The 24,299-nt window shown below is 66.4% G+C and carries 19 protein-coding genes and 2 pseudogenes; 8 read left to right on the top strand and 13 right to left on the bottom strand.

Annotated elements, in window-relative coordinates:
* Positions 1-4: 4 nt before the first annotated feature.
* The 5 genes and pseudogenes from ON32_RS20255 to ON32_RS20275 all read right to left on the bottom strand — a co-directional run bounded on the left by ON32_RS20255 (position 5) and on the right by ON32_RS20275 (position 4,056).
* Positions 5-199, bottom strand: a complete 195-nt coding sequence (locus tag ON32_RS20255; RefSeq protein ID WP_040792523.1) for a hypothetical protein — start codon at positions 197-199, stop codon at positions 5-7.
* A pseudogene (locus ON32_RS20260) lies at positions 196-853 on the bottom strand (ABC transporter permease). The gene ON32_RS20255 and the pseudogene ON32_RS20260 overlap by 4 nt, the downstream one beginning before the upstream one ends.
* Positions 854-1,019: 166 nt before the next feature.
* Positions 1,020-1,538: an NADPH-dependent FMN reductase gene (locus ON32_RS20265; RefSeq protein ID WP_040792524.1), complete on the bottom strand. Its 519-nt coding sequence runs from the start codon at positions 1,536-1,538 to the stop codon at positions 1,020-1,022.
* Positions 1,539-1,633: 95 nt separating this feature from the next.
* Positions 1,634-3,070 (bottom strand): LLM class flavin-dependent oxidoreductase, encoded by a 1,437-nt coding sequence (locus ON32_RS20270; RefSeq protein ID WP_040792525.1) that lies wholly within the window; start codon positions 3,068-3,070, stop codon positions 1,634-1,636.
* Positions 3,071-3,330: 260 nt separating this feature from the next.
* Positions 3,331-4,056: a DUF8020 domain-containing protein gene (locus ON32_RS20275; RefSeq protein ID WP_040792626.1), complete on the bottom strand. Its 726-nt coding sequence runs from the start codon at positions 4,054-4,056 to the stop codon at positions 3,331-3,333.
* Positions 4,057-4,742: 686 nt separating this feature from the next.
* On the opposite strand from ON32_RS20275, the gene ON32_RS20280 reads away from it, so the two are divergent.
* Positions 4,743-5,666, top strand: coding sequence for a TauD/TfdA dioxygenase family protein (locus tag ON32_RS20280; protein ID WP_083874674.1), 924 nt, complete (start codon positions 4,743-4,745; stop codon positions 5,664-5,666).
* Positions 5,667-6,010: 344 nt separating this feature from the next.
* Here ON32_RS20280 and ON32_RS20285 read toward each other — a convergent pair whose 3' ends face one another.
* From ON32_RS20285 to ON32_RS20305, 5 genes are all read right to left on the bottom strand, one after another.
* Positions 6,011-7,282, bottom strand: a complete 1,272-nt coding sequence (locus tag ON32_RS20285) for an MFS transporter (RefSeq protein ID WP_040792526.1) — start codon at positions 7,280-7,282, stop codon at positions 6,011-6,013.
* Positions 7,279-8,397, bottom strand: a complete 1,119-nt coding sequence (locus tag ON32_RS20290) for a PLP-dependent cysteine synthase family protein (protein ID WP_040792527.1) — start codon at positions 8,395-8,397, stop codon at positions 7,279-7,281. Before ON32_RS20290 ends, ON32_RS20285 begins: the two co-directional genes overlap by 4 nt.
* 99 nt (positions 8,398-8,496) lie before the next feature.
* Positions 8,497-8,961, bottom strand: a complete 465-nt coding sequence (gene lpqS, locus ON32_RS20295) for a putative copper homeostasis (lipo)protein LpqS (RefSeq protein ID WP_040792528.1) — start codon at positions 8,959-8,961, stop codon at positions 8,497-8,499.
* Positions 8,962-9,133: 172 nt separating this feature from the next.
* Positions 9,134-9,643, bottom strand: a complete 510-nt coding sequence (locus tag ON32_RS20300) for an SRPBCC family protein (protein ID WP_040792529.1) — start codon at positions 9,641-9,643, stop codon at positions 9,134-9,136.
* Positions 9,644-9,760: 117 nt separating this feature from the next.
* Positions 9,761-10,810 carry an LLM class flavin-dependent oxidoreductase gene (locus ON32_RS20305; RefSeq protein ID WP_040792628.1) on the bottom strand — a complete coding sequence of 350 codons (1,050 nt, stop codon included), beginning with the start codon at positions 10,808-10,810 and terminating at the stop codon, positions 9,761-9,763.
* Positions 10,811-10,947: 137 nt separating this feature from the next.
* On the opposite strand from ON32_RS20305, the gene ON32_RS20310 reads away from it, so the two are divergent.
* Both ON32_RS20310 and ON32_RS20320 read left to right on the top strand, forming a co-directional pair.
* Positions 10,948-11,754: an SDR family NAD(P)-dependent oxidoreductase gene (locus ON32_RS20310; RefSeq protein WP_040792530.1), complete on the top strand. Its 807-nt coding sequence runs from the start codon at positions 10,948-10,950 to the stop codon at positions 11,752-11,754.
* 541 nt (positions 11,755-12,295) lie between these two features.
* On the top strand, positions 12,296-14,515 hold the full coding sequence (locus ON32_RS20320; RefSeq protein ID WP_040792629.1) for an acyl-CoA dehydrogenase family protein: 2,220 nt from the start codon (positions 12,296-12,298) through the stop codon (positions 14,513-14,515).
* Between the two features lie 37 nt (positions 14,516-14,552).
* Here the strand turns inward: ON32_RS20320 and ON32_RS20325 are convergent, their stop codons facing one another.
* The 3 genes from ON32_RS20325 to hpnE all read right to left on the bottom strand — a co-directional run bounded on the left by ON32_RS20325 (position 14,553) and on the right by hpnE (position 18,396).
* Complete coding sequence (locus tag ON32_RS20325; protein ID WP_040792532.1) at positions 14,553-16,343, bottom strand: hydroxysqualene dehydroxylase; 1,791 nt, start codon at positions 16,341-16,343, stop codon at positions 14,553-14,555.
* 71 nt (positions 16,344-16,414) lie between these two features.
* Positions 16,415-17,008 carry a TetR/AcrR family transcriptional regulator gene (locus tag ON32_RS20330; RefSeq protein ID WP_040792630.1) on the bottom strand — a complete coding sequence of 198 codons (594 nt, stop codon included), beginning with the start codon at positions 17,006-17,008 and terminating at the stop codon, positions 16,415-16,417.
* Positions 17,009-17,031: 23 nt separating this feature from the next.
* Positions 17,032-18,396 (bottom strand): hydroxysqualene dehydroxylase HpnE, encoded by a 1,365-nt coding sequence (gene hpnE / locus ON32_RS20335; RefSeq protein WP_040792533.1) that lies wholly within the window; start codon positions 18,394-18,396, stop codon positions 17,032-17,034.
* Between the two features lie 132 nt (positions 18,397-18,528).
* On the opposite strand from hpnE, the gene ON32_RS20340 reads away from it, so the two are divergent.
* The 5 genes and pseudogenes from ON32_RS20340 to ON32_RS30890 all read left to right on the top strand — a co-directional run.
* Positions 18,529-19,755 (top strand): oxygenase MpaB family protein, encoded by a 1,227-nt coding sequence (locus ON32_RS20340; RefSeq protein ID WP_040792534.1) that lies wholly within the window; start codon positions 18,529-18,531, stop codon positions 19,753-19,755.
* Between the two features lie 1,140 nt (positions 19,756-20,895).
* Positions 20,896-21,579, top strand: coding sequence for a DUF8020 domain-containing protein (locus tag ON32_RS20350; protein ID WP_051133494.1), 684 nt, complete (start codon positions 20,896-20,898; stop codon positions 21,577-21,579).
* Between the two features lie 284 nt (positions 21,580-21,863).
* The gene (locus tag ON32_RS20355) at positions 21,864-22,952 is read left to right on the top strand and encodes an ADP-ribosylglycohydrolase family protein (protein ID WP_040792535.1); all 1,089 of its coding nucleotides are present in this window, start codon (positions 21,864-21,866) and stop codon (positions 22,950-22,952) included.
* Between the two features lie 131 nt (positions 22,953-23,083).
* Positions 23,084-23,845, top strand: coding sequence for an SDR family NAD(P)-dependent oxidoreductase (locus ON32_RS20360; protein WP_040792632.1), 762 nt, complete (start codon positions 23,084-23,086; stop codon positions 23,843-23,845).
* A 189-nt stretch (positions 23,846-24,034) separates the two neighbouring features.
* Positions 24,035-24,286: pseudogene (locus ON32_RS30890) on the top strand (hypothetical protein); the annotation flags it as partial.
* Between the last annotated feature and the right edge of the window lie 13 nt (positions 24,287-24,299).

Genomic DNA, 24,299 nt, shown 5'->3' on the forward strand with positions numbered 1-24,299 from the left:
GCGCTCACAGCGACCACCCGGACAGGTAGGCCCGTGGCACCTGTTCGGCCAATCGGGTGGTGAAGCGCCAACCGTGACCGATGAAGGCGCGGATCCGACATGCGGTGGCCATCAACGGATCACCGTCCGGTCGAGGCTCGGCGGTGTCGCGCGGCAGCGAAACGATGTGTCGATATGGCTCCGGATCGGCAGATGTCACCGCAGTCCCTCCTGCGCCAGGGCCCGACCGATGCGCTGGGTGGCGAGCACCATCACCACGATGACCGGGCCGGACAGGGCGGTCAGCCACCAGGCGGTGGCGAGATAGTTGCGTCCCTCGGAGATCAGCAAGCCCCATTCGGGAGTCGGCGGGGCGGCCCCGTATCCCAGAAAGCTCAGCGAGGAAACGGCGAGCACCGCGATACCGAACTCGACGGCGGCCAAGGCAGCGACGGGTGCATGGGCATTGCGCAGGACATGTCGGACGAGCACGGTGTACCAGCACACCCCGCACGAGAACGCGGCCTCCACATACGGTGCCCACCGCACCGGACACCAACCCCAGCAGCGAGCCGACGATCAGCCCGATCAGCACCGCGAGTACCGTCGCGGTCAGTGACAGCGCGGCCACGTGAACGACTCTGGTGTACAGGTCGCGGCCCAGATTTTCGGTGCCGAACCAGTGCTCCGCGCCGGGGACCCGGAATTTCTCGGCGGGCACCCCGGTCAGCGGGTCACCGCTCGCGAACAGTGACGGCGCCACCGCCCAGCCGAGCACGAGCACCACGACACCGCCCTGAATTCCCACCCCGCCGCAGGCCGCGCGGGCGGGGGTGGCGACGATGGCACCGAACAGGGCCACAGGTCTTTTCATGCGTTTCTCCGGAACGGACAGCGCCGAAAGGCACGCGAAAGGCGATGCCGCAGTCCCGGGGCCGACGGGCCTCGGGTGATGGAAACGACCCTAGGTACCCGTCGGGCCCACGTCGCCGGTCTGGATCACACTGAATCCAACCCCTCGTCGCAGGAGACCGGCCGGCTCAGCCGTGGTTCACCGAGCCGGTGCGCAGACTCGCCGCCGCCCGCACCACTGGCGCCCACCGGTCGGCGTAGGCCGCGATGGTCCCGTCTTCGGCGAAAGTCTTGTCCGACAGGTACAGACCCGGCGCCGGGCAGGTGGCGCCGAGTTCCACCAGCACCGGTTTGAGCAGCAGATCCGGTGCCAGGGCGTGCGCCGGACCGGCGCCCAACATCACGGGTACGGCGACCACACCCTCCAGTCCGGTACCGCCGTCGAACTGTTCCAGGAACAGTTTCAGCAACCCGGTGTAGGTGGCCTTGAACGTCGGGCTGGCGAAAACCGCGACCTCGGACGACGCGACGGCACGCACTTTCTCCTCGACGGCGGGATCCCCCCAGTTCAGCAACGCCGGTCCCAGCGTGACCAGATCGATCACCCGGGGTTCCACATCCTGCCGCAGGCGCCGTGCGACCAAGGTGGCCGCCGCCAGGGTCCGCGACGCCGCCTTCGGATTACCCACCACAACGGAGACAGTCATCGTTCCTCTTTTCGCTCGCGTAGTCGGTTGCAAACCCCGTCGGCCGGCGATGGGATTCGCCGACCGCCCCGCCCGGAGGGTGAACTTCCGACATATCACCCGGTTGCTCCGACCTTCGGTCGTGTGCCGCGCGCCACCTCGTCGGAGAGCACGGTCGAGCCGGGGCCACCCGGTCGGTAACGGGCGCCCCGATGCTCGGCGGGGAGCCGGTCGCCCGCCCCGAACAGCGAGTTGCGCAGGGTACCCGGCTCGTATTCGGTGCGATACACCCCGCGGTCGGTCAGAACCGGCACCACATATCGGACGATGTCCTCGAAGGTGCCCGGGGTGATGGCGTAGGCGAGGTTGAAACCGTCCACATCGGTCTCGGCGACCCACTCCTGCAAGTGGTCGGCGATGGTCTCACCCGAGCCCACGAAAACCGGTCCGACACCGCCGATGGCGGCGAAACGGCCGATATCGCGCACGGTCCATTCCCGGCCCTCGTCGTCGGCTTCCTGGAAGGCGGCCACAATCGATCGGATGGCATTGCTGTCCACCTCGCCGATCGGATCGTCCAGGTCGTAGCGGGACAGATCGACCCCCATCCAGCCGGACATGAACACCAGCCCGCCCTCGACACTGGCGTAGGACAGATACTCCTCGTGTTTACGCTGCGCGGCTTCGTCGGTGGCGTCGGGTATGAGGGTGGCCAAAGCGTAGATCCGGGCGGCGTATCGGTCGCGACCTGCGGCCTCCAGCGCGTCGCGCACATTGCGAACGGTCTGCTTCAGCACCCGTTTGGAGGGGGCGGCCACGAAAATCGCCTCCGCGTTCTCGGCGGCGAACCGCACCCCCCGTGGGGAGGCGCCGGCCTGGTAGATCACGGGAGTGCGTTGCGGTGAGGGTTCGGACAGATGGATCCCGGGCACCGTGAAATGCTTTCCGCGGTGCCCGATGTGGTGCACCTTGGCCGGGTCGACATAGACGCCGGCTTCGGCGTCGCGCACCACCGCATCGTCCTCCCAAGACCCCTCCCACAGCTTGTACAGCACCTCGAGGTACTCGTCGGCCTGGTCGTAGCGTTCGTCGTGGTCGAGCTGGTCGTCGGCGCCGAAGTTGCGGGCCGCGGAAGGCAGGTAGCCGGTGACCACATTCCACCCCAACCTCCCCCGGGTCAGATGGTCCAGGGTGGACAACCGTCGGGCGAACGGATACGGGTGTTCGAATCCGGTGCCGGTGGTGATCCCGAAGCCCAGATGCTCGGTCACCGCCGCCATCGCCGAGACCAGCAGCAACGGATCGGCCACCGGGATCTGCGCGCCCTCGCGCAATGCGGCGATATCGTTGCCACCGTATACGTCGTAGGTGCCCAGCACATCGGCGATGAAGATTCCGTCGAAACGCCCGCGTTCCAATAATTGCGCCAGGTCGGTCCAGTAACTCAGTTCCTTGTACCGATGCGATCGGTCGTCCGGGTGCCGCCACAATCCAGGTGACTGATGCGCCACGCAGTTCATATCGAAGGCATTGAAACGGATGCGACGAGTCACCGAAAATCCCCTTCCGGTGATATGGGCATGGACATCATGGGTCCACCCTCACCGACGCGGGCGTCCCGTTCACCGGTTGCGCGCACCGTGATCGAAACACGCGGCGAGGGCGGTTCCGGCTCCCCCTCACAATGGGCCGGACCCACCCTCGAAACCTCCGCAATGGTACGACCGGTGGAATGTCGCGGCGAACGCCGCCCCGGACTCACCCGGACAGCATGCGGGGTCCCGAGAATCGGCAGAGTACGCCGTTCGCGTATCTATTTCGCCGGTGCCGGTGCGGGCGCCCGATTCGGGGGCGGCGCGGTGATGGTGGTGAAGTACTGCACCGCGGAGAGCACCGCCACCGGCGCTGTGACCAGCAGCTGGCCCGCCAGGGTGCCCAGCGCACCGACCGCTACGATGCCGCCGAGGCATCCGATGATCGCCGCCGGAATGAACGGGCCGAACAACCCGATGATGGTCGCCGAGGCGACGGTCGCACCAGCGATACCGCCCAGCAGACAGCCCACCGCACCACCGCTGATACCGCCGATGAGGGTGCCCACGGTGGCGCCCGCACCGAGGGTGGTGGTCAACCGGCTCCAGGCGTCCTTCTCCCGCTCGTAGGAGTTCTTCCACGGCGCCTCGTTCTCGAACGGTAGGGACACCGGCGAGTACGTCGCGTGCGCGAGATCGAACTGCGGGGTGAGCGTGGCCTTGCGGCCGGCGATATCGGCGGCGATGGGAAATACGAAATCGTCGACACGGAAGGACAGTTCGGCGCCTGCGAGCACCGTGCCGTCATCTGCTCTGATGGTGAAGACACCGTTGTCGGCGTTCAGCGCCCCGCCGTCGGTTTCGATGATCGTCGACCGCTCGTTCACCGATGCGGTGTAGTTGACCGCTTCTGTAGCGGCAGACGGTGCGGCGTGCGCGGTGCCGGACGCAACCGTGAGCACCGCCGTCGCCACCGCCGTGGCCACAGCGAGTTGTTTACTTTTCATCGACTGCATCCCTCATCTCTCATTTGCAGTACGAATTGAAGGTTCCGATGAATTCCCGCTGGGGAAAAGACCAAGAATCATGATGATTCGTAGAATCATTGCGATTAGAAATCGTGACACAACATTACGGGCGATGAAGTATGGAACCATTCGCACCGCGGCGGGGTACCGAGAATTTCACTCGCTGTGTACCCGGTCGAGTTTCTTCTCGGCACGCCGCACGCGAATACCGATCGGTACCGTCAGCCGAGTGTGGCCGGATAGGGCACGCATCGGAGGATTGCATCGGTAGACCCACCATCTGCAGCCGGAATCCGAGTGCCTGCGCGTAGGCGTAGATCCCAAGGCGAGCGTCACGGCTCCTGCACGCCCGCCGGACCGCAGCGCCCCCGCAATCCGGGCCCGCCTGTCCGAACTGGCCGGCGGACAGCAACTCGTGGTCGATGCCGCGATGTTCCTGGTGTGGGTCTCGGATTGGTCCCGCGATATCGCCATCGCCCGCCGAGGCATCGGCACTATAGTCCGCAACCAGGTTTCGAGCTTCGACGACACCCGCCCCGCACCGTCCCCACCCGCGTGAACAGCGGCGGTTGAGATCAGCCCGACCACAAACCTGTCGTTCGTACCGGTGCGGTGATGTGCTCGAGCACGTATCTCGAACCGATCTCGAATTGTGAAGGTGCACCATGACCGTCGACAACGCCAACGCCACCGTGGTGAAACTCGGCTCCCGTATCGGAGCCCGGATCGACAATGTACGGCTCGGCGCCGACCTCGACCCGGCCACCGTCGACACCATCCACCGAGCGCTGCTCGAGCACAAGGTGATCTTCTTCCGGGGTCAGCACCACCTGGACGAAGACGGGCAGTACGAATTCGCCCGCCTGCTCGGCACCCCGACCACTCCGCACCCCACCGTCACGTCCAAAGGGGAGAAAACCCTCGCCATCGATTCGGAGTACGGGCGGGCCAACAGTTGGCATTCCGATGTCACCTTCGTGGACCGCATCCCCAAGGCGTCCATTCTGCGGGCGGTGCACCTGCCTCCCTACGGCGGATCCACGACATGGGCGTCGACCGTCGCCGGCTACGAATCGTTACCTGAACCGTTGCGGGTGCTCGCCGAGAACCTGCGCGCGGTGCACACCAACACCTACGACTACGCGGCCCGGCACGGGCAGCAACCCGACGAAAAGGCCCGCGAATACCGCGCCGAGTTCGAATCCACCCTCTACGAGACCGAACACCCCGTCGTCCGGGTCCACCCGGAGACCGGCGAACGCGCCCTGTTGCTCGGCCACTTCGTAAAAGAATTCATCGGTCTCAACTCGACCGAATCGCAGGCCCTGTTCCGGCTCCTACAGGATCGGGTGATCCGGCTGGAGAACACCGTCCGCTGGAACTGGTCCGACGGTGACGTGGCGATCTGGGACAACCGCGCCACCCAGCACTACGCTATCGACGACTACGACGGTCAACCCCGCCGACTCACCCGCATCACCCTCGCCGGTGATATCCCGGTGGGCGTGAACGGCGAAACCAGCCGAGTCATCAGCGGCGACGCCGATCACTACTCGGTTATCGATGAACCACAGCTCATCGCCTCCTGACGAGAAACGGCCGGGTCCGATTGCGATCCCGACGAGAACGAACCTCGTCGGCCGCCGGGCCCGGCCGCAGATTCCCGTACGGTCCCGAGGAGGGGCGGAGAATCGCATCCACCTCGATGCTTTTGCCATGTCCTGAATTGGGCATCAATCCCGAACCCAAGGTATAGATCAGTTTGATGCGAATATCTTTATACCTAAATCTGTAAAATTGCTCCTGCCGGATCACCGAACCGTGAGCAATGGGGCCGGGAGACCGCTCACCGCGCTCTGTCGTCCTGCGCCGATACAGGGCGCGGTGATCACCGCCCGGTTCACGGGGAATATCGCCGATGGTCGAACCTCACTCAGCGAGCAAGCGTCCGCGCCGATCCATGTCGGGCAGGTACGGTGGAACCCTTTCGAGGGAATCGATCCACACGGTGGAGCGCAAACGCCCCCACCGCACCGACAGCGATCAACCCGACCCAGACCGCCCGGTCGAGACCGGCGTCGCGGGCCGCATCGACAATCGCGCCCGTGGCCAGATTGCCCATCAGGATCCCGATGCCGACCACGGTGTTGTAGCACCCGTAGTGCGTGGCCACCAGCCGATTCCCCGCCAGCGACACAACGGTGTCCATCTCGAACGGGAAAACCGCCGCCGTACCGATCGCGAGCAAGGCGGCCGCCATGAGCAGCGCGCCGATGGCCATGATCACCCCGAATCGTTGCGCGTCCGGAACGATCACCAATGGCAGGAACGCCACCGCCAGCACTCCCATACCGACAACCAGGGCGCGGCCACTCCCCCACCGGGACCGGAACCACGCGGTGATCCGCAGCTGACCGGCCACGGCGACGACTCCCGACACCACGAATACCGCGGAGGTCACCGCCTGCGCACGATCGCCCGCGATGTACTCCGCCTGCAACGGCAGCGCGAGATACACCTGGAACGACAGCACGTACGAACCGATCATGGCCGCCGCGAACGCCATGAACTTCCGATTGCCGACCACGGTGCGCCAGTCCTCGAGAACCGACTTCCGTTCGACCGGTTCCGCGCCGCGCCGTGCGGGCAGAGCGAACAGTTGCGCCACGGTCAGCACCGCGAACACCGTGGCCGCCGCAAGGGCCGTGATCCGGAAGTCCACGGCGAGCAGGGCCAGCCCGACCAACGGCCCGATCAGAATGCCGGCCTGATAGAAGATGTTGAACACGGCGAACGCCTCCACGCGACGTTCCCCCGCGTCGGCTGCCAGATACGCCCGCACGGCGGGGTTGAACAACGCGCCCGCGAAGCCCGTGGCCGCCGAGGCGATCAACAGACCGGGCAGGGAGGTGGCGAAGACGAGCAGTGCGAAACCGGCGGTGCGCAGCAGGCATCCGGCGACGATCAGCGGCTTGTAGCCGAACCGATCGGCCAGGGTGCCGCCCACCAGAAACATCCCCTGCTGGGAGAAGTTGCGTATGCCCAGCACCAGCCCGACCGCCCAGGCCGCCAACCCGAGCGGTCCGGCGAGGTATCCGGCCAGATACGGCATCAGCATGTAGAAGCCGAGGTTGATACCGAACTGGTTGATCATCAGCAGACGCGCCGGTGTGTCGAACGCGCGGAACCTGTCGAGCACCGTCATACCCCCCGGCTCCCCCCGAGAGCATGGGCCCGCGGATCCACCACGGTGGTGCAGCGGGTCCACGATGTCACCACCGTGTCGGTGGGATGTGCGATGGTGTCCGGTTCGACAGGCGGATCGATACCGAGCAGGCCATGTTCTTCGCAGTAGGCATCGTTGTAGACCGTGTCGAAGTAGCGGTGCGGACCGTCCGGGAACACCGCTGCGATATGGGTGTCGGGGTCGTGTACCCGAGCCGCCCACCCCGCCACCAATGCCACGGCGCCGACGCTCCATCCACCGCCGGCGTGATAGCGCCCCATCAGGGTGCGGCTCGCCCACACCGCTTCCGCGGGCGCGACCCAGTGCACTTCGTCGAAGGCGGCGTAGTCCACATTGCGCGGATGGATGCTCGAGCCCAGGCCGCGCATGAGCCGTGGACCGGCCGGCTGACCGAAAATGGTGGACGAAACCGTGTCCACCCCGATCAGTTGGAGATCGGGATTGAAGCGCCGCAGCACTCGCGCGATCCCTGCCGAATGGCCGCCGGTGCCGACCGCGCACACCAGGACATCGACACCACCGAGCTGTTCGACGAGTTCGAGGGCGAGGGGTTCGTAGCCGGCCACATTGTCCGGGTTGTTGTACTGGTCGGGGCACCAGGCGTCGGGGTCGGCGGCCGACAACTCGGCCACCCGATCGCGGCGCGCCTGTTGCCAGCCACCCACCGGATGCGGTTCGGTCACCATCTCCACATTCGCCCCGTACGCGGTGAGCATTCGCGCGACGATCGGTTCCAGTTCGACATCGGTCACCACGGTCACCGGGTGCCGGTACACCAGACCGGCCAGCGCCAGACCCAGGCCCAGGGTACCGCTGGTGGATTCGATGATTCGGGCTCCGGGAGCGAGATCACCGCGCCGTTCGGCCGAACGCACCATGTGCAGGGCGGGGCGGTCCTTCATACCGCCGGGATTGTGTCCTTCCAGTTTGGCCCAGAATCCTCGACCGGCGGGGGCCAGCGGCTCGCCCACCCACAGGACGGGGGTGTTGCCGACCAATCCGGGCAGGTGCCGTACCGGGTCGGGTAGGGAAACAGCGGGGGTGGTGGCCGGGTCGACCACTGCCTTGTTCATCGATATCGCTTTCGGTGTCGCCACCACGTGCGCGCGGTGTACATGACATATGCGGGCAGCGGGCACCGGCCGACGACAGGTCGGCCTGACGCTGACCGATCAGCGTCGTGCGATACAGAAACGTGTCAGTATGCCGCGGCCACTCACCGCGGGCCCCGGCGTATCCGGCGGGGCCCGTACGGCACCGGACATACCGCCGAGGGCCGCCGACGCGATCACGGCGACGACGAGGAAGAACAACATCGACAGGTGCGGCGACGGCGCACTCGCAACGGTTTCCGGAAGCGTGGACTCGACGAGGCAGTGCAAGATATGCGAGCCGCAGGGGTGGATACCTTCGTGGTCGAACAGGCCATCGATCCGGGCGACCGATCCGGATATCGCCCGGACCGCCGCGCCCTCGTGGGAATGCTCGACCACCATCGACGGTTCGGGCCCGTCGGCCATCACGTGGGTCTGCTCCTCGCCGCAGAGCCCGCAGTTCACCGTCAGCACCATGAGCAGAACGACCACGAGCCCGGCAAGGACCGAGCCCCGCCGTCGTAGCCGATCGATATGTGTCATGGCCGTCCGATCCACCGTGTCTCCGGGCCCGTCCCCGTGAGCGTATCCCGCAGGGACGCGGCGCAATATCGTTGTCGACAGCGCCGACCCGAAGTTCACAATATACCCCTCCCGGGTATGAACACAATGCGCCGGCGGGAGGAGAAGCGCACGGAATCCCGGCCGGCCCGGCTCAGCCGCGTTCGAGCTCGATTTTCATTCGTTCCAGGGTGCGACGAATATTGCCGCGTTGATACTCGTCGAATCCCCGTTTACCGGTGGCCACCCGGTCGAACCACAGCGCCGGCGTATCCGGCCACCCGGTGCGGTCGTCGTACCACGTTTCGGTGATCCGCGTACCCCCTTCGACCGGCTCGAACCGGTACTCCCAGGTGGCGACGGCCACCGGCAGTACCGGTCGGACCACACCGAATCGTCGCACCTCGAAGGCGAACCGAACACCCCGCTCGGCGGCGGTAACGGTGCATTCGGTTTTCCAGCGCATGGGGCCGCGTCGGTTCGAGCCGATGAATATCATCCCGACGTAGGCGGGTTGCCCGGGACGAGGAACGACGGCACCGGTGTTCTCGGGACTCCAACGCGGCATCTGCGTCACATCGCTCACTGCATCGTAGGCGGTCACCGGGTCGACGGCGACAACAATGCTGTCGGATACCTGCATCGTCCGGGTTGTCTTCGGCATACCTCGCTCCTCACGATCCCGTCCGATCAGATCCTAGGCAGCGTCCACACCGGATGCCGGGCGGTTTCGGGACCGGGCCCGAACGCGACCTCCGACCGACGGAACCCATTATCGGTTCTACTCGCCGGCGAGCAGTCGTAGCGTCTGTTCCCGGGCCGGAGCGGTGGTGGGGTCGGTGCCGGTGAAGGCACTGCCGATAGGACTGACCATGACCTCGTCCACGTCGTATTCCGCGGCCAGTTCCGCAATCCGGCGACGGGATTCGGCCGGGGTGCCGATCACCCATTCGGCCCGCATCGCATCCAGGAAAACCTGATGGGCGGGTGGAATTTCGACTTGTTCCGCTTCCTCGACCAATCGCAACGGCGCCAGGGGCGCGCCGGTACGCAACGCCAGGAGGGTGAGCATCTGGGCCCGCGCCAGTCGTTCGGCCTCCTCCATCGTCTCGGCCACACAGGCGTTGACGGTGAGGAAGGTGCGTGGCTCCTTCAACTCCGGCGATGGCCGGAAGGTGGAACGGTAGAGCTCGAGCGCCTCGGCGGTGCCCTGTCCGGTGAAATGATGGGCGAAAACGTACGGCATCCCTTTCTCCGCGGCCAGGCGCGCGGAGTAGTCGGAGGAACCGAGTAGCCATATCGTCGGCACCGACGTCGCCTGTGGGGTGGCATGTAGTTCGTGGTGGCGTCCGCCCACGGAGATCGCCACTCCGGAGCGGTCCATCATGGCGAGCACATTGTCGACGTACTCCGGGAAGCGGGTGATGTTCTCCTCGCTCACTCCCCCGGCCCCGTGCCGCAGCGCCCACCCGGTGACCGGGTCGGTTCCCGGCGCGCGGCCGATACCCAGGTCGATCCGCCCTGGGAAGGCCGCCTCGAGCAGCGCGAACTGTTCGGCCACGACGAGCGGGGCGTGGTTGGGCAACATCACCCCACCCGAACCCACCCGCATCCGTGTGGTGGCCGAGGCCAACAGGCCGATGAGCACCGGCGGGTTGGTCGCCGCCACCGCGGGCATGTTGTGATGTTCGGCCACCCAATAGCGCACATATCCGAGCTCTTCGGCCACCTTCGCCAGTTTCAGCGATGCCTGGATGGCGTCGCCGCTGGATTGATCGGTGCGCACCGGCACCAGGTCGAGGACGGACAGAGCGGGCGAAGACGAATCCATATCCCACATCATCCTCGACCCGATACCGGCCATCCCACTGAGCGAGCCCTATCCCGCCCGCATCGTGCTCGTCGGGGCATGCTGGGGGTGACCGAGGCCACACGATACACCGGCCGCCATCGATCTCAGGAGCACTCATGACCACATTGCAGCGCTACACCGACCGACGCGTTCTCGTCACGGGCGGCGGATCGGGTATCGGCCAGGCGACGGTCTTGCGCATTCTCGCCGAGAACGGCCATGTCGTCGCCGCCGATATCAGCGAGGCAGGTCTGAAGGACACCCTCGCCAAGGCCGGTGAGTACGCCGATCGTCTACACACCCGGGTCGTGGACGTCGCCGACGAGGAATCGGTGAACACCGGCGTGGCCGCGGCCGTCGACACACTGGGGGGGTTGGACACCCTGGTGAATGCCGCGGGCATCCTGCGTTCGGGGCATTTCGAGCAGACCGGTTTGGCCGATTTCGAGCAGGTGCTGCGGGTCAACCTCATCGGAACCTTCCTCGTCACCCGGGCCGCGATCCCCGCATTGCGTGAGGGCAACGGCCCGGCGGTGGTGAACTTCAGTTCCACCTCGGCCACTTTCGCCCACCCCTACATGTCCGCCTACGCGGCCTCCAAGGCCGGCGTGCAGGCGATGACCCATGCCCTCGCCCTGGAGTTCGCCAAACAGGGCATTCGTTTCAACGCGGTCCAGCCGGGTTCCATCTCCTCCGGGATGACCGACGGCACCGGCGAATCGAAACAGAGCGTGGGCCCCGGACTGCCCGCCGATGCGGATTTCGGCCTGTTCGGGAAGATCACCCCCGTACTGCCGCTGGAGAACGGGGGCATTTTCGCCCGACCGGATGCCGTCGCCGGTGTGGTGGCCATGCTCGGCTCCCCCGACGCCTACTTCATTACCGGGACCGAGGTGCGGATCGACGGCGGAACACATATGTGACCACGGGGCGCCGGACGCCGGCGATCCGATACCGCGGCTGTAGGACGGCATGTTTCGCGAACGGCCGGCAATCGTCCGGCTCCACACCTACGATGATGCCCACTATCGGTCACCTTTGTCCGGTAGGCGGGGACGGCGATTCGATATCGCCGAACCACCCGGCGCGGCAAGTAGATCGAGAGCCATCGGATGAGTGGATGGGCAAAAGCGCTTGCGGGCGGCCGGGGTGCCGTGCGAGACCGTTGTGATCCCGGGCGCATTCCACGGTTTCCATGAGATCCATTCCACGGTTTCCATGAGATCAAGGCCACCGCGGCCGTCACCCGGTCGGTGTTCGCCGGCCAGTGTGCGAGCCTGCGCGCGGCTCTGTTCGACCGATGGGACGCCGAATACGTTCCACAGTGTCGGCCGCCACGAGGCATCGAGGGGCGACATCCGCGCGCGAAACTGGTACACATCGAAGTAGAACCTGTTCTAGGTCGACGTGTACCGTCTGCCGGACCAGGGACCACGACGCGCCCCACGACCCGAGCGAGAGATTGTGCCTGTTGCCCTGACCACCGACCAATCCGCGCTGGCGGAAAGTGTCGCGGGATTCGCCGAACGCCACGGCGCCCGCGAATACACCCGCAAGAACACCGAGCGGCTGAAACGGGGTGAACGCCCCGACCTCTGGGCGGATCTGGTCGCGCTCGGCCTGCCCGGGGTGCATCTGCCCGAGCAGGTCGGCGGGCAGGATGGGACCCTCGACGATCTCGCGGTGGTGATCGCGGAGGCGGGGCGCGCATTACTGCCCGGCCCGTTGCTGCCGTCCGTTATCGCGAGCACCGTCGTCGCGAGCGCGGATCCGGACGAGGCACGTGACGCCGCCCTCCGGCGGTTCGCCGCGGGCGGCACGGGGGCGGTCGTCCTGCCCCAGCACGCGGTACGGCTGTCCGATGGTGCCGAACCACGGCTGTCCGGTGTGACCGGTCCGGTTCTCGGTGCCGCCGCCGCGGAATCGTTCCTGGTGGCGGCGACCGAGGAGTCCGGTGCGGTATGCGGATGGTTCCTGCTCGAACGGAACACCCCCGGTGTCGAGGTGGAGATACAGGACGGTGTCGACCTGGGCCGCGATATCGCGGTGGTGCGCTTCCGGGACGCGGCGGCCGGCGCCGCGCTATCGGGTATCGATACCGACCGGGCAGCCGCCGTCGCGGTGGCATTCCCGGCGGTCGAGGCCGCGGGAGTCATTCGCTGGTGCTCGGACACCGCCACCGCCTACATCAAGACTCGCAGGCAGTTCGGCCGACCGATCGGCGCCTTTCAGGCGGTGCAGCATCGGGCGGCGCAGTTGCTGATCACCGCCGAACTGGCCGCGGCGGCTGCCTGGGACGCGGTTCGGGGTCTCGACGACGAGGCCGATCAACGCACCCACGCCGTGGCGGGGGCTGCGATCACGACACTGGGCAATGCGGTGCACGCTGCGGTGGAATGCCTCGCGCTGCACGGCGCCATCGGATTCACCTGGGAACACGATCTGCACCTGTACTGGCGGCGGGCCATGGCACTGGCCGGACTCGCCGGCCCCCGCGAAACCTGGGAATCACGGCTCGGCGAGGTCGCCCTGCGCGGCCCACGCAATTTCGCGGTACCGCTGCCGGAGACGGATTCCACCTTCCGCGAATGGGTTTCGGATATCCTCGACCGGGCCGCGGAACTGGACAATCCCACTCCATCCGCGATCGGCGATCACGATTCGGTGGCCCTCGGCCCGCGTCGCACCCTCCTGGCCGACAGCGGTCTGGTGGCACCGCCTCTGGCCAAGCCCTACGGAATCGAGGCCGGCCCGCTGGAGCAGCTGATCCTGCAGGACGAGTTCGATCGGCACGGGCTCGCCCAACCCTCCATGGGGATCGGCCAGTGGGTGGTGCCCATCGTCCTGCACCGCGGTACTCCCGAACAGCTCGAGCGGCTGGCGGGACCGGCGCTGCGCGGCGAGGAGATCTGGTGTCAGCTGTTCAGCGAACCCGAGGCCGGTTCCGATGTGGCCTCGCTGAGCCTGCGGGCCACCAAGGTCGACGGCGGTTGGCGGTTGAACGGGCAGAAGATCTGGACCACCCTCGCGCACCGGGCCGCCTGGGGTCTGCTGTTGGCCCGCACCGATGGCGCGGCCGAACGACATCGAGGACTCACTATGTTCCTCGTCGATATGCACGGCGAGGGTGTCGAGGTCCGTCCCATCACCCAGGCCAGTGGTGACGCCGAGTTCAACGAGGTGTTCTTCGACAATGCCTTCGTCCCCGACTCCATGATTCTCGGGGAGCCCGGCCAGGGCTGGGCGCTCACCCTGGAAACCCTGGCCCAGGAGCGGTTGTTCATCGGCGGTGTCCGGGACCCCGGACACGATCGGCGTATCCGGCAGATCATCGAACGCGGCGAGTACGCCGGTTCACGTGACGATGCGGTCCGAGCCCTGGGGCGGATCAGCGCCCGCGGCGCGGCCATCTCGGCGATGAACCTGCGGGAAACCATCCGTCGCCTCGAGGGTCACGGGGTCGGTCCGGCCACGAGCATCGCCAAGGCCGCCGCCTCCATGCTGCACACCGATGCCGCAGCGGCGGCGTTGAACCTCATCGGTCCCGCGGCCGCGCTGAACGAGTCCGCCTCCGAACCCGTGCATCACGAACTCGACATCCCCACCTGGGTGATCGGCGGAGGAACTCTGGAGATCCAGCTCAACACCATCGCAACGCTGGTCATGGGGCTACCGCGCAAGTAACCGACCGGGTTCCTCGCGCGCTTCGGGCGGGGAACCATTACAGGGCGGTGTCCAGCAGATTCGGCAGCCCGGCCAGCCACCGCTGTCGGTCGATCTCGCGGGCGGCGTCGAACTCGCCGATCGTCGAGCGCGGCACCAGTTTCGCCCGTTCCGCATCGGACCCGGCCGCATCCAGCACGGCGTTCGCGGCGGTGCGGCCACCCTCACAGGCGCCTTCCATGGTCGCCAGGTCGATATTGTTGCGGACATAGTCTCCGGCCAGGAACAGGTTGGGAATCGCGGTGGTCGACGTGGGCCGGTTGTCCCAGGAGCCGACGGTATTGATCAACAGCGGGTCGGCATTGGTGTTCACTCCGGCAGCCGGATCCCAGCGAATGGCGGGATCGAGGAACCACGAGTGCAGATCGTCGTCGGTGAGCCGATCGGGGAACAGCAACTCTCCCTCCTGCGATCGCGTCACCTGATACCACACCTCACGCGCCACCTCGTCGGGGTTGCATTCCCGGGCCGGTTTCCGGGTCAGCACACCGGGTGCATCCCAGTCCGAGATACACAGCGACAGCACGTCTTTCACGGTGCCGTCGCCATAGCTCGCTTCGACCTTCCGCCGCCAGAACTGATTCTGGTTGATCGCGGTCAACCGCCACGGCGATTCGATGAACCCGATATGCCCCGGGCCGATCGGTTCATCCGTTTTCAGGAAGAACTGGATACCGTTCATCCAGTCCACCCGCAGTTCGCGGATCCGTTCCAGAGCCGGGTCGAGCCGCAGGATCTCCGGGCTCAGATATTTCGGCACCTGATCGGGCGGGAAGGCCAGGACGAACCAATCGGCCTCCACCGTCGCGGTCCCACCCGTGCGATCGGCCACCTCCGCGCCGGCGATCAGCCGGTCGCGCACCGTGAGCGAGCGGACCTCGGCACCCAGTTCGAACCGCACTCCTCGGCTGCGCAGATAGGCCACCCAGGGCTCGATCCACACCTCACTGGTCGGCCCGTTGAGCACCATGTCCGGATAGCGGTTGTCGTTGCCGCGATTGATGACGTTCAGCAGGAACGCCTCGGCCATATTACAGATGGTGCGCGCGCTGGCCACATGTTCCTTGGCCGCCACCAGGGTACGGGTGAGAGTGGAAACGAGCAGTTCGTAGTTGATATCGGTTCCGTCCATTCGGGCGAAATCCTTGAACGAGGTGTACTCCCACTGGCCGAACCGGCGTTCGTCACAGCTGGTGAAATATACGAGCAGGCGCCGCCCGAGACCGAGTGCCCGCTCGGTCGGCATACGCGGCACCCAGGCCAGACCGCCCAGCATCGAACGAATGGCCCGCTCCGGGTGGAGGGTCAGTCCCATCGCATCGAAGTCGAGCGCGGCGGGGGTGGTGATATCCGGCCCGTCCCAGGCGGCGGTCAGGGTCAGCGCGGGCACCAGGTTGTCGTAGACACCGTTGGCATTGCCCGGAAACGGAATCCGACGCATGGTGTCGGGTATCGCCTGGTAGAAGCCGGGAAAGAAACGGAACCCGTGCTCACCGGGCAATGGTTTGCGACCGCCGGCCACAACCGAGGGCGTCTCGATACTGCGCGCTTTTCCGCCCCAGGCCCGCCGTTCGTACACCGTGACCTCGAAGCCGCGTTCGACCAGTTCGTGCGCCGCGGTCAGACCGGCGATACCGCCACCCAGCACCGCCACCCGCCGTTTCGCGGGGGCGGCATCGGCGCGGGTGAGGCCCGCGAGGCCACCGCCGCCCGCCATGGTCACGGCAAGCGCCGCGGAGCCGACCACACCTTTCATCAGACTTCGGCGGCTGGTTGTGCGGTCGATCACGTATCCATATCCTCATCGGCACCGGGCGTAACGCCCGAACGATAGTCGCATCCGTACCGGGACGCGACCGGTCAGCGACCGATACCGTATTTCATCAGCGGAACGAACGCGATTCGAATGAAGGCCCGCGCGGCCTCCTCGTCGTCGAAGTCCACCCCGGCCCGGGGCGTCAGCAGCAGCGAATGCGCGAAACGAGCCACCAGTTCCGCGACCGGCCGTGGATCGTAGCGTTCCACCACGCCGAGCTCCTGCGCCGCCTGCAGCACCCCCACGATGTAGTCGATGCCCTGGGACACCATTTCCTCACCGCGGACGGTGTAGAAGCTCAACACCTCCTCCGGCGCAACCTCGATCAGATGGGTCACCAGCGGATGGGTGCGGGTGAGCCGCAGAATGTACAGCACGGTCTCTTCGATCTGCGCCTCGACTCCCGTGGTGGCGGTTGCGATAGCGCTTGCCTCCGCGAGCACCCGCTCGATTTCCCGGGCCAGCGCGGCCTCGACCAGGGTGTCCTTGTTCTCGAAGCGGCGATAGATCGTCACCCGGTTGACCCCCGAACGCCGGGCGATGTCGTCGAGGCTGCTCCGTCGGATGCCGACCTGGAGTATCCGATGCAGGGTTGCGTCGAGAATCCGCTCGTCGACCTCGTCACGGCTGCGCACCATGCGGCGGAATTGTAGATGCCGCATCATCGCGGCCGTGGTGGCAACTCCAGCAGGGCCGCCACCGCTCGTTCCGCGCTCTGCACCGCACTTTCCATGGTGGCCGACCAGTCGGTGCGGGTCCAATCGCCGGCCAACACCAGGTTCGGTATGGAGGTCCGCTGGTCCGGGCGCAGTCCGTCGGTACCGATGACCTGTGAGAACGTGGCCTTGGGCATCTTCACCACCTGGGCGTGTGCGACCTTCGCCGCAGCGGCCTCCGGATAGTAGCGACGGATCAGTTCCATTTGTTCGGCGACGATCTCGTCGTTGCTCTTGTGAATCTGCTCATAGGCACCACTGGTGGTGAGACAGTACAACCAGGTGCCGGTGGGGGTGCGGCGGTGCATGCGTTGGCGATCGAAAACCTCGTCGATAACCCCGGTGCCGCCGATCAGGGCCTCCATCGCGGTTTTCGTGCGCAATGGCCGGTCGAGGTAGAGGTTGGTGCTGACGATCGGGGTGACACCCAATTTGTCGGCGGCCGCGTAGATTTCCGCGTGCTCGGGCAATTCGTCGAGCAGTCCGTGGATGCGCGAGTTCGGTACCGCACACACCACCGCGTCGGCCGGGACCACGGTGCCGTCCATCAGCTCCACCCCGTCGGCCAGACCGTCGGTGACAACGATCCGACGGGCGACGGCGCGGTAGCGCACCTGCACCCCGTATCGCTCGAACACTTTCTGCGCACCCGTGATGTACAGGGTGTCCAGGTCCACGGTGGGATACCCGATGGTGACGGTCGTACGGTCGCGCAGCCCGATCCGGATACCGGTGGCCAGCACATCGGCGAACACCTTCGCCGATTCCCGCTGCACCGGTTCGGCTGCGATACCGAGAGCCGGCCAATCCCACAGCGCTTCACGGGCTTTCGCGGGCATACCCACCCGCTGGAACCACTGTTCGGTGGTGAGATCGGCGAGATCTTTCGGTTGGCGCAAGGCCTGTCGCACCAGCAGGGTGGTGGCGCGCAGGGCGCGGAGCCGGTCGAGTACCCCGGCGTCCGGGTGAGCGCCCATCAGGGTGCGAAGGGCGCGAAATCCCGTGGTGTGCATCAAGACCGCCCGGCCGCCCGGCCAACGCAGGGTGCCGTTGCCCGGGAATTCGACGTACTTCCGGGTGCCCACGCTTTCGAGATAACGGAACAGGCTGCGGTACCCGCCGGCCACGACATGCTGACCGTTGTCGGGAATATCGTCGACCTCTTCGGCCCGCATCGCCTGGGTGCGGCCGCCCAGCCGGGCGCGACGTTCCAGCAATGTCACCTGTTTACCCGCCTCGGCGAGCCATACCGCGGCGGCGAGTCCGGCCAGCCCTCCCCCGATGACGACATAGCGACGGGAATCGTTCATCGCGTACCTCTCCGATACCTCGTCCTTCCGCCCCGGAAGGACACCCCACGACCGACCGGTGCGGCGAGTTCTCGATCGTCCACGGCAGATCAGATTATTGACACAATGTAACAGCGAAAATAAAGTTGTTGCATGAGTTCCGCGATAACGGCCTCGTCCGTTCCCGCACGGCATCCGGCCGCACCGGTCAAGGTGCCCGGCCTGCGCCCCTTCGCCCTGTTGATGGGTATCGGCAAACCCGACGCCGAGCAATGGCGACTCATGGGCGAAGATCTCCTGGTCGGTGACGAACCGATGGACACCCTGGTCGACTGGATGTACACGACCGGGATGACCGAGACACGGCCGCTGTTCCAACGCGCCCTCGAAAGCGGAATCGACTCCGTCCCCGACGCCCCGGAACCGCTACGCGCCTTCTTCACCCTCGTCGAAACACCTCCGGACTGGTTGGACGAGAGCCTGGTCCGCCGCGGCGAACAAACCCTGCGCATGGGCGGCTACGACGGGCTGTACCTGGCCCGCGATGTCTCCTTCCTCGGCGGCTACCTCGCCTCCGGTTTCAACAAGACCTTGTTGCGCACCGGCGCACTGGAGAAGGGGCCGGCCCAACGGTTCGCCGAAACCATGCAGTGGGCACTCGACGTCCAGAAGGGCATGCAGAAATTCGGCCCCGGCTACCGATCCACCCTGCACGTGCGTTTCGTACACTCGCTGGTCCGCCGGCATGTCGGCGCCATGCCCGACTGGGACACCGACGCCTGGGGGCTGCCGATCAACCAGACGGATATGGCGGCCACCCTGGTCGGCGCGTTGATCGCTCCGTTCGTCGGCGGGATCGCCATGGGCATCATCCCCTCTCGCGCCGACCGCGAGGCCGCCGCACATCTGGCCCGTTATGTCGGTTGGCTCATGGGCGTCGAGGAGAAATGGCTCCCCACCGGATTCCGGGACAGCGTGCGCATCCTCTATCACTGCATGACCGCCATCACGAACCCGGACGAAACCACCCGGCAACTGGCCGTCCCCATGGCGAACGATCCCCTGAACTGGCACTACCCGAATCTGCCCCGGTTACGCGGTAGGATCGCCCGCGCTCAGCACCTATCGATCTCCACCATGTATCTCGGCCCGAAGGCAATGCGCCAACTCGGTATCCGGCCGTATATGCCGCCCTGGTACCCGCTGCTGCGGATTCCCATCAACCTCACCCGCAGCATCGCGAACCACCTCGTTCCCGGCGCCCGGCTTCGCGCCGAGCGACGAGGACTGCGCGAACAGGAGGCGTTCCAGCGGCGCCTGGTCGGTTCCGGCACCGCCGCCGTCGGGCAGTCGGCCCAACATCTGCAGGACACCGCATAGGCCGTGCGCCTCACCCGACTCGACGCACCGAGCGTCGGTGATGACGAGGTGCCGATCGAGGTATGGCGCGCCGGACCGAACTACGGGGACCTCAACGACGCCAGGCCCGGGCGGATACCACCGGGATCGCTACTCGGCTCCGATGCCGCCGGTATTGCGGTCGGGCCCGGCCGGGCCGCCACCCGATACCCGAGTGGTCGCCCCGGCGACCGGGACTTTCGCCGAACAGGTCGTCCCATCGAACGCCCCCGGCGGTGGACCTCGCGGCGGCAGCACTACGGTCGCGGATATCGCCGCCCTGCGCGCTGTGGGCGAGCAGTTTGCTGCCGGGACGACGTGTGCTGACCAACGGCGCGTCGGGTGGTGGGACGGTTCGCCGTGCGACCGGCCATCCTCGGCGGAGCATATGTGATCGCCTCGGTGGGATGGCCGGAACACGGCGCCGGCCCGAAGGAGCTCGGCGTCGCCGAGGTCGTGGTCGGGCTCGACGATATCGATACGCCGGTCGATGTGGCACTCGACAGTGTCGGCGCCCCTCTGGTCGGTCTTCGGCCTGGCAATTGCTCGCGCCGGGCGGTACGCTGCAGAGCATCGGCCGGACATCCGGCGAGACGGCGGGATTTCCGCCCTACTCCACGATCGGTCCGGCGAAATTGCTCGTACCGTGCCTCGATGTGGTATCGGCGGGTGCGGATCCGGCCGAACTCGTACGCTTCGTCGAGTCGGGCGCTTCCGGCGGAGATCGGCCGGTCGGGTCCGCTGGAGCGATTCGACATCGCCGGGGCGCTGCACAACCGACGAATCAATGGCGAGGCCGTTTTCGTTGTGACGGTTCGACCGCACAACGCTGAACGAGTTTTCGTAATATCTCGTAATACCTTGGTCAGGAACAGAATTCGACGATGTGTCTGTCGAATTCGAAAACAGGGATTCACGAGGCGGCCTTCCGATCCCCCCGAGAACCCCCGGCATTTCATACGCTGTTAACACCCCTCGAGTTTGTTAACCCGTGCTTACCACTTCGGCAACACATTCGTGATCGACAGATTACAACCTCGTTAGATCCGCTGTGCCGGCGGAACTTTCACCTCTATGTCCGAGAGGTGAAGGGAATCTCGAGGAAGTGGTACAGGTATGAGAATGAGGACGGTCACAACCGTTACCGCGCTGGCCATTGCCGCGGTCGGTGTCACGAGCGGCCAGGCCGCCGCGGCGCCCGCCCCGACACCCCCGCCGGGAACGACCGTGCAGACCGATATCCTTCCGGGAATTCACTACACCGCGAACGTGGTCGACCAATCGGTTGTACTGCGCACCGATGCGGGAACGCTCACCACTCAGGGAACGCAATTCCAGGTACTCGACGACGAGGGGCGTCTGGTGGCCGGAATGCCGTTGACCTATCTCAAAGACGGGATGGAGTGGCCGATCGCAGCCCGAGTCGAGGGGAATACGGCTGTTTTCACGCCGAGCACCAACCCGGCCGAGGCGCGCCCGGCCACCATGCTGCAACCGGTCACGACCGAGGAAATCGGCGGGGTCGACCCCGACACCGCCTTGGGCACGGCCTCCACCCAATTCGGCCTGGCCGTCAGCATCGGCACCCTGCTCGGTTCGCTCATCGGAGGCGCACTGGGCTGTGTCGCAGGCGCCGTCATCGGAGCTCCCCTGGTGGTTCCGACCTTCTTCGTCGGTCCGATCGGCCTGTGTCTCACGGGTGGCGGGGTCGGCATCACCATCGGCGCCGCCGTGGGAATGATCGCCCTCGGGGTTCCGGTCGGTATCGCCAGCGCCATCCAGTTCTACAACTCGGTCTACGGCTGATGCCCTGATCGGCCCGATGATGCCCGGTGCACCACTATGGCGCACCGGGCATTGCCGTTTTCGATATCCGCAGCACAGCCGTTCGCGGCACCGCTGTGCGCAACGGGGCCGCATACGAATTCTTCGAACCCGAGCCCGGCAGACCGAGGGCAACGCCGGACCATCGCTTCCGGCCGTCAGACGGGTGGCCTCGATCCGCGACACGGATGCGGTCGCGGCACACGAGCGCCCGATGACGGAACCGCCTGTATCGGAACGGCCCCGGCTCGAGAGGATCTCATGCTGTGCGTGATTACGAAAAACTCGTCGACAAGGTGCGCGGCACGATATTGGGTGGCGCGGTGGGAGACGCCCTCGGGTGGCCGATCGAATTCCTGAGTCTGCGGCAGATCCGGGCACATCACGGTAATGGCGGGGTGACCGGGTTCCTGCCCGGTCCGGCACCGGGCGGACCACAGCAGATCACCGACGACACCCAGATGACGCTGTTCACCGCCGAGGGGCTGCTGCGTTGTCCGCCCGGGATCGATCCGGTGCCGGTGCTGCGACGGGCATATCTGCGCTGGCTGACCACCCAACGCGAGCCCGGCCCCGGCCCGCGACCGGACGGCCTGCTGGCCGGAATGCAGTTCCTGTATGCGGTACGGGCACCGGGAAACGCCTGTATGAACGGCCTGGTCCGCCAATCCGAACGGTACCTCGAACCGTTGCCGTTCGGCACACCCGGACCGGTCAACCCGCAGTCCAAAGGATGCGGCACGGTGATGCGATCGGCGCCGTTCGGCCTGATCGGCCTCGGACCCGAGCAGACGTTCACCCTTGCCGCCCGGTGCGGACAACTGACCCATGGTCATCCCACCGGCTACCTCGCCGCGGGTGCCTTCGCAGCGCTGGTCGACCGGCTCATCGAGGGAGTCGACCTATCGAGCGCGATCCGCGATACCGTCACCCGGCTCGGCACGGTTCCCGGCGGGGAAGAGACCGTCGCGGCGATCGAACGCACCCTGGCCGTCGCCGATTCCGGGCCCGCCACCGCGGAGGGCGTGGAACAGGTGGGCCAGGGATGGACCGCCGAGGAATGCCTGGCCGTGGCCGTGTACTGCGCGCTGCACGCGGAGCGGACCGGCGATATCCGGAGCGCTCTGCTGCTTGCGGTGAATCATTCCGGTGATTCCGATTCCACCGGTGCGGTGGCGGGCAACCTGCTCGGCGCGGCCCACGGGTTGTCGTCCCTACCGTTGGAATGGGTCGGCGCGGTGGAAGGTCGGGACGTCCTGGTAGAGGTCGCCGACGATCTCGTCCGGGCCTTCCACTACAGGGAGCGACCCTGGCCCGACGACCGCTATCCGCTGGAAGCCGTGGACACACCCTGATCACCTGACCAGCACTTTCACCGAGACTTCCGCGAAAGATGGTCGGGATTCGGCGCGCCACTATAACGTAGACCAAGCGCTTGTTCGGCGCGCAGGACCCGGTCCGCACCACCCGAGAAGGACAGGAAGACATGGAGATTCAGGGAACACGCGCGGTCGTCGTCGGAGGCGCCTCCGGAATGGGCCGCGCCACCGCGGAAAGACTCGCCACCGGCGGCGCCAAGGTGGTCATCGTCGACCGCACCGCCGACGAGGGTGGCAAGGTCGCCGCCGGTATCGGTGGTTCCTTCTACCAGGCCGATGTCACCGACCACACCGGGGTCGAATCCGTCCTGCAGCAAGTGGTCGCCGAACTGGGCGGCCTCGATATCGCCGTCAATACGGCGGGTGGCGGTATCGCCAAGCGCACCCTCTCCAAGAGCGGTCCGCACGACCTGGAGTCGTTCACCCATATCGTGAACCTCAATCTGATCTCGACATTCAACCTCAACCGACTACAGGCCTGGCATATGAGCCAGGGTGAGCCGAATGCCGACGGCGAACGCGGCGTCATCATCAACACCGCCTCGATCGCGGCATTCGAAGGACAGATCGGCCAGGTCGCCTATACCGCCGCCAAAGCCGGTATCGCCGGGATGGCCCTGACCATGGCCCGCGATCTCGGCTCCGTCGGGGTGCGTGTCCTCGCCATCGCACCGTCTCTCTTCGACACCGGAATCGTTGCCGGGGCACCGGAAGAGATGATCGCCCCGCTCGTGGCCGGAAACGCCTTCCCCAAGCGGATGGGCCGTCCCGAGGAATACGCCAAACTCGCCTGCGCCATCGTCGAGAACGCCATGCTGAACGGACAGTGCCTGCGCTTGGACGCCGGTATGCGGTTCGGGCCCAAGTAGATCCGCACCGTCGACCCCGTGCCGCGAACCCTGGTTCGCCCCGCCCCGGCCTACTCGGACAGGCGTAGCGGCACGGGGTGCGCCACATCCGCTCGGCCGGCCGGAACCGGATCCGTCGGCACAATGGGAACGGCACCCGCTGTGGGCGCGAGTCGCCGAGCGGCCGCCGCGACCACCACCGAAGGTGTCATGGCGCTCGAAGCCGCACCGCACGCGGATTCGCTCCCGGACCAATCGCCCTCGAACGTGTCGACGAGCACCGCTTCCGCAGCCGAGCGCACAGCGGCCCTCCGACCCGCACCTACGGCGGTGAGGTCGCGGGGCACAGACAGTGCCGGGGCCGGGCTCACCCATTCGGTGTGGTTCCATGCGTCACTGCGGATCGACGAATGGTTCTACTACGACCAGAACAGCAGTTGGGCGAGAAGCGCCCGGTCCTCGGGCCGGGGAAGAT

The organism is Nocardia paucivorans NBRC 100373 (genome assembly GCF_000308675.1).
GTDB lineage: Bacteria > Actinomycetota > Actinomycetes > Mycobacteriales > Mycobacteriaceae > Nocardia > Nocardia paucivorans.

Coding starts and splice junctions, on each gene's coding strand:
- ON32_RS20275 (WP_040792626.1), bottom strand. CDS start 4,056: ATGAAAAGTAAACAACTCGCTGTGGCCACGGCGGTGGCGACGGCGGTG.
- hpnE (WP_040792533.1), bottom strand. CDS start 18,396: ATGAACGATTCCCGTCGCTATGTCGTCATCGGGGGAGGGCTGGCCGGA.
- ON32_RS20350 (WP_051133494.1), top strand. CDS start 20,896: ATGAGGACGGTCACAACCGTTACCGCGCTGGCCATTGCCGCGGTCGGT.
- ON32_RS20285 (WP_040792526.1), bottom strand. CDS start 7,282: ATGACGGTGCTCGACAGGTTCCGCGCGTTCGACACACCGGCGCGTCTG.
- ON32_RS20360 (WP_040792632.1), top strand. CDS start 23,084: ATGGAGATTCAGGGAACACGCGCGGTCGTCGTCGGAGGCGCCTCCGGA.
- ON32_RS20330 (WP_040792630.1), bottom strand. CDS start 17,008: ATGGTGCGCAGCCGTGACGAGGTCGACGAGCGGATTCTCGACGCAACC.
- ON32_RS20305 (WP_040792628.1), bottom strand. CDS start 10,810: ATGGATTCGTCTTCGCCCGCTCTGTCCGTCCTCGACCTGGTGCCGGTG.
- lpqS (WP_040792528.1), bottom strand. CDS start 8,961: ATGACACATATCGATCGGCTACGACGGCGGGGCTCGGTCCTTGCCGGG.
- ON32_RS20340 (WP_040792534.1), top strand. CDS start 18,529: ATGAGTTCCGCGATAACGGCCTCGTCCGTTCCCGCACGGCATCCGGCC.
- ON32_RS20265 (WP_040792524.1), bottom strand. CDS start 1,538: ATGACTGTCTCCGTTGTGGTGGGTAATCCGAAGGCGGCGTCGCGGACC.
- ON32_RS20300 (WP_040792529.1), bottom strand. CDS start 9,643: ATGCCGAAGACAACCCGGACGATGCAGGTATCCGACAGCATTGTTGTC.
- ON32_RS20290 (WP_040792527.1), bottom strand. CDS start 8,397: ATGAACAAGGCAGTGGTCGACCCGGCCACCACCCCCGCTGTTTCCCTA.
- ON32_RS20310 (WP_040792530.1), top strand. CDS start 10,948: ATGACCACATTGCAGCGCTACACCGACCGACGCGTTCTCGTCACGGGC.
- ON32_RS20280 (WP_083874674.1), top strand. CDS start 4,743: ATGACCGTCGACAACGCCAACGCCACCGTGGTGAAACTCGGCTCCCGT.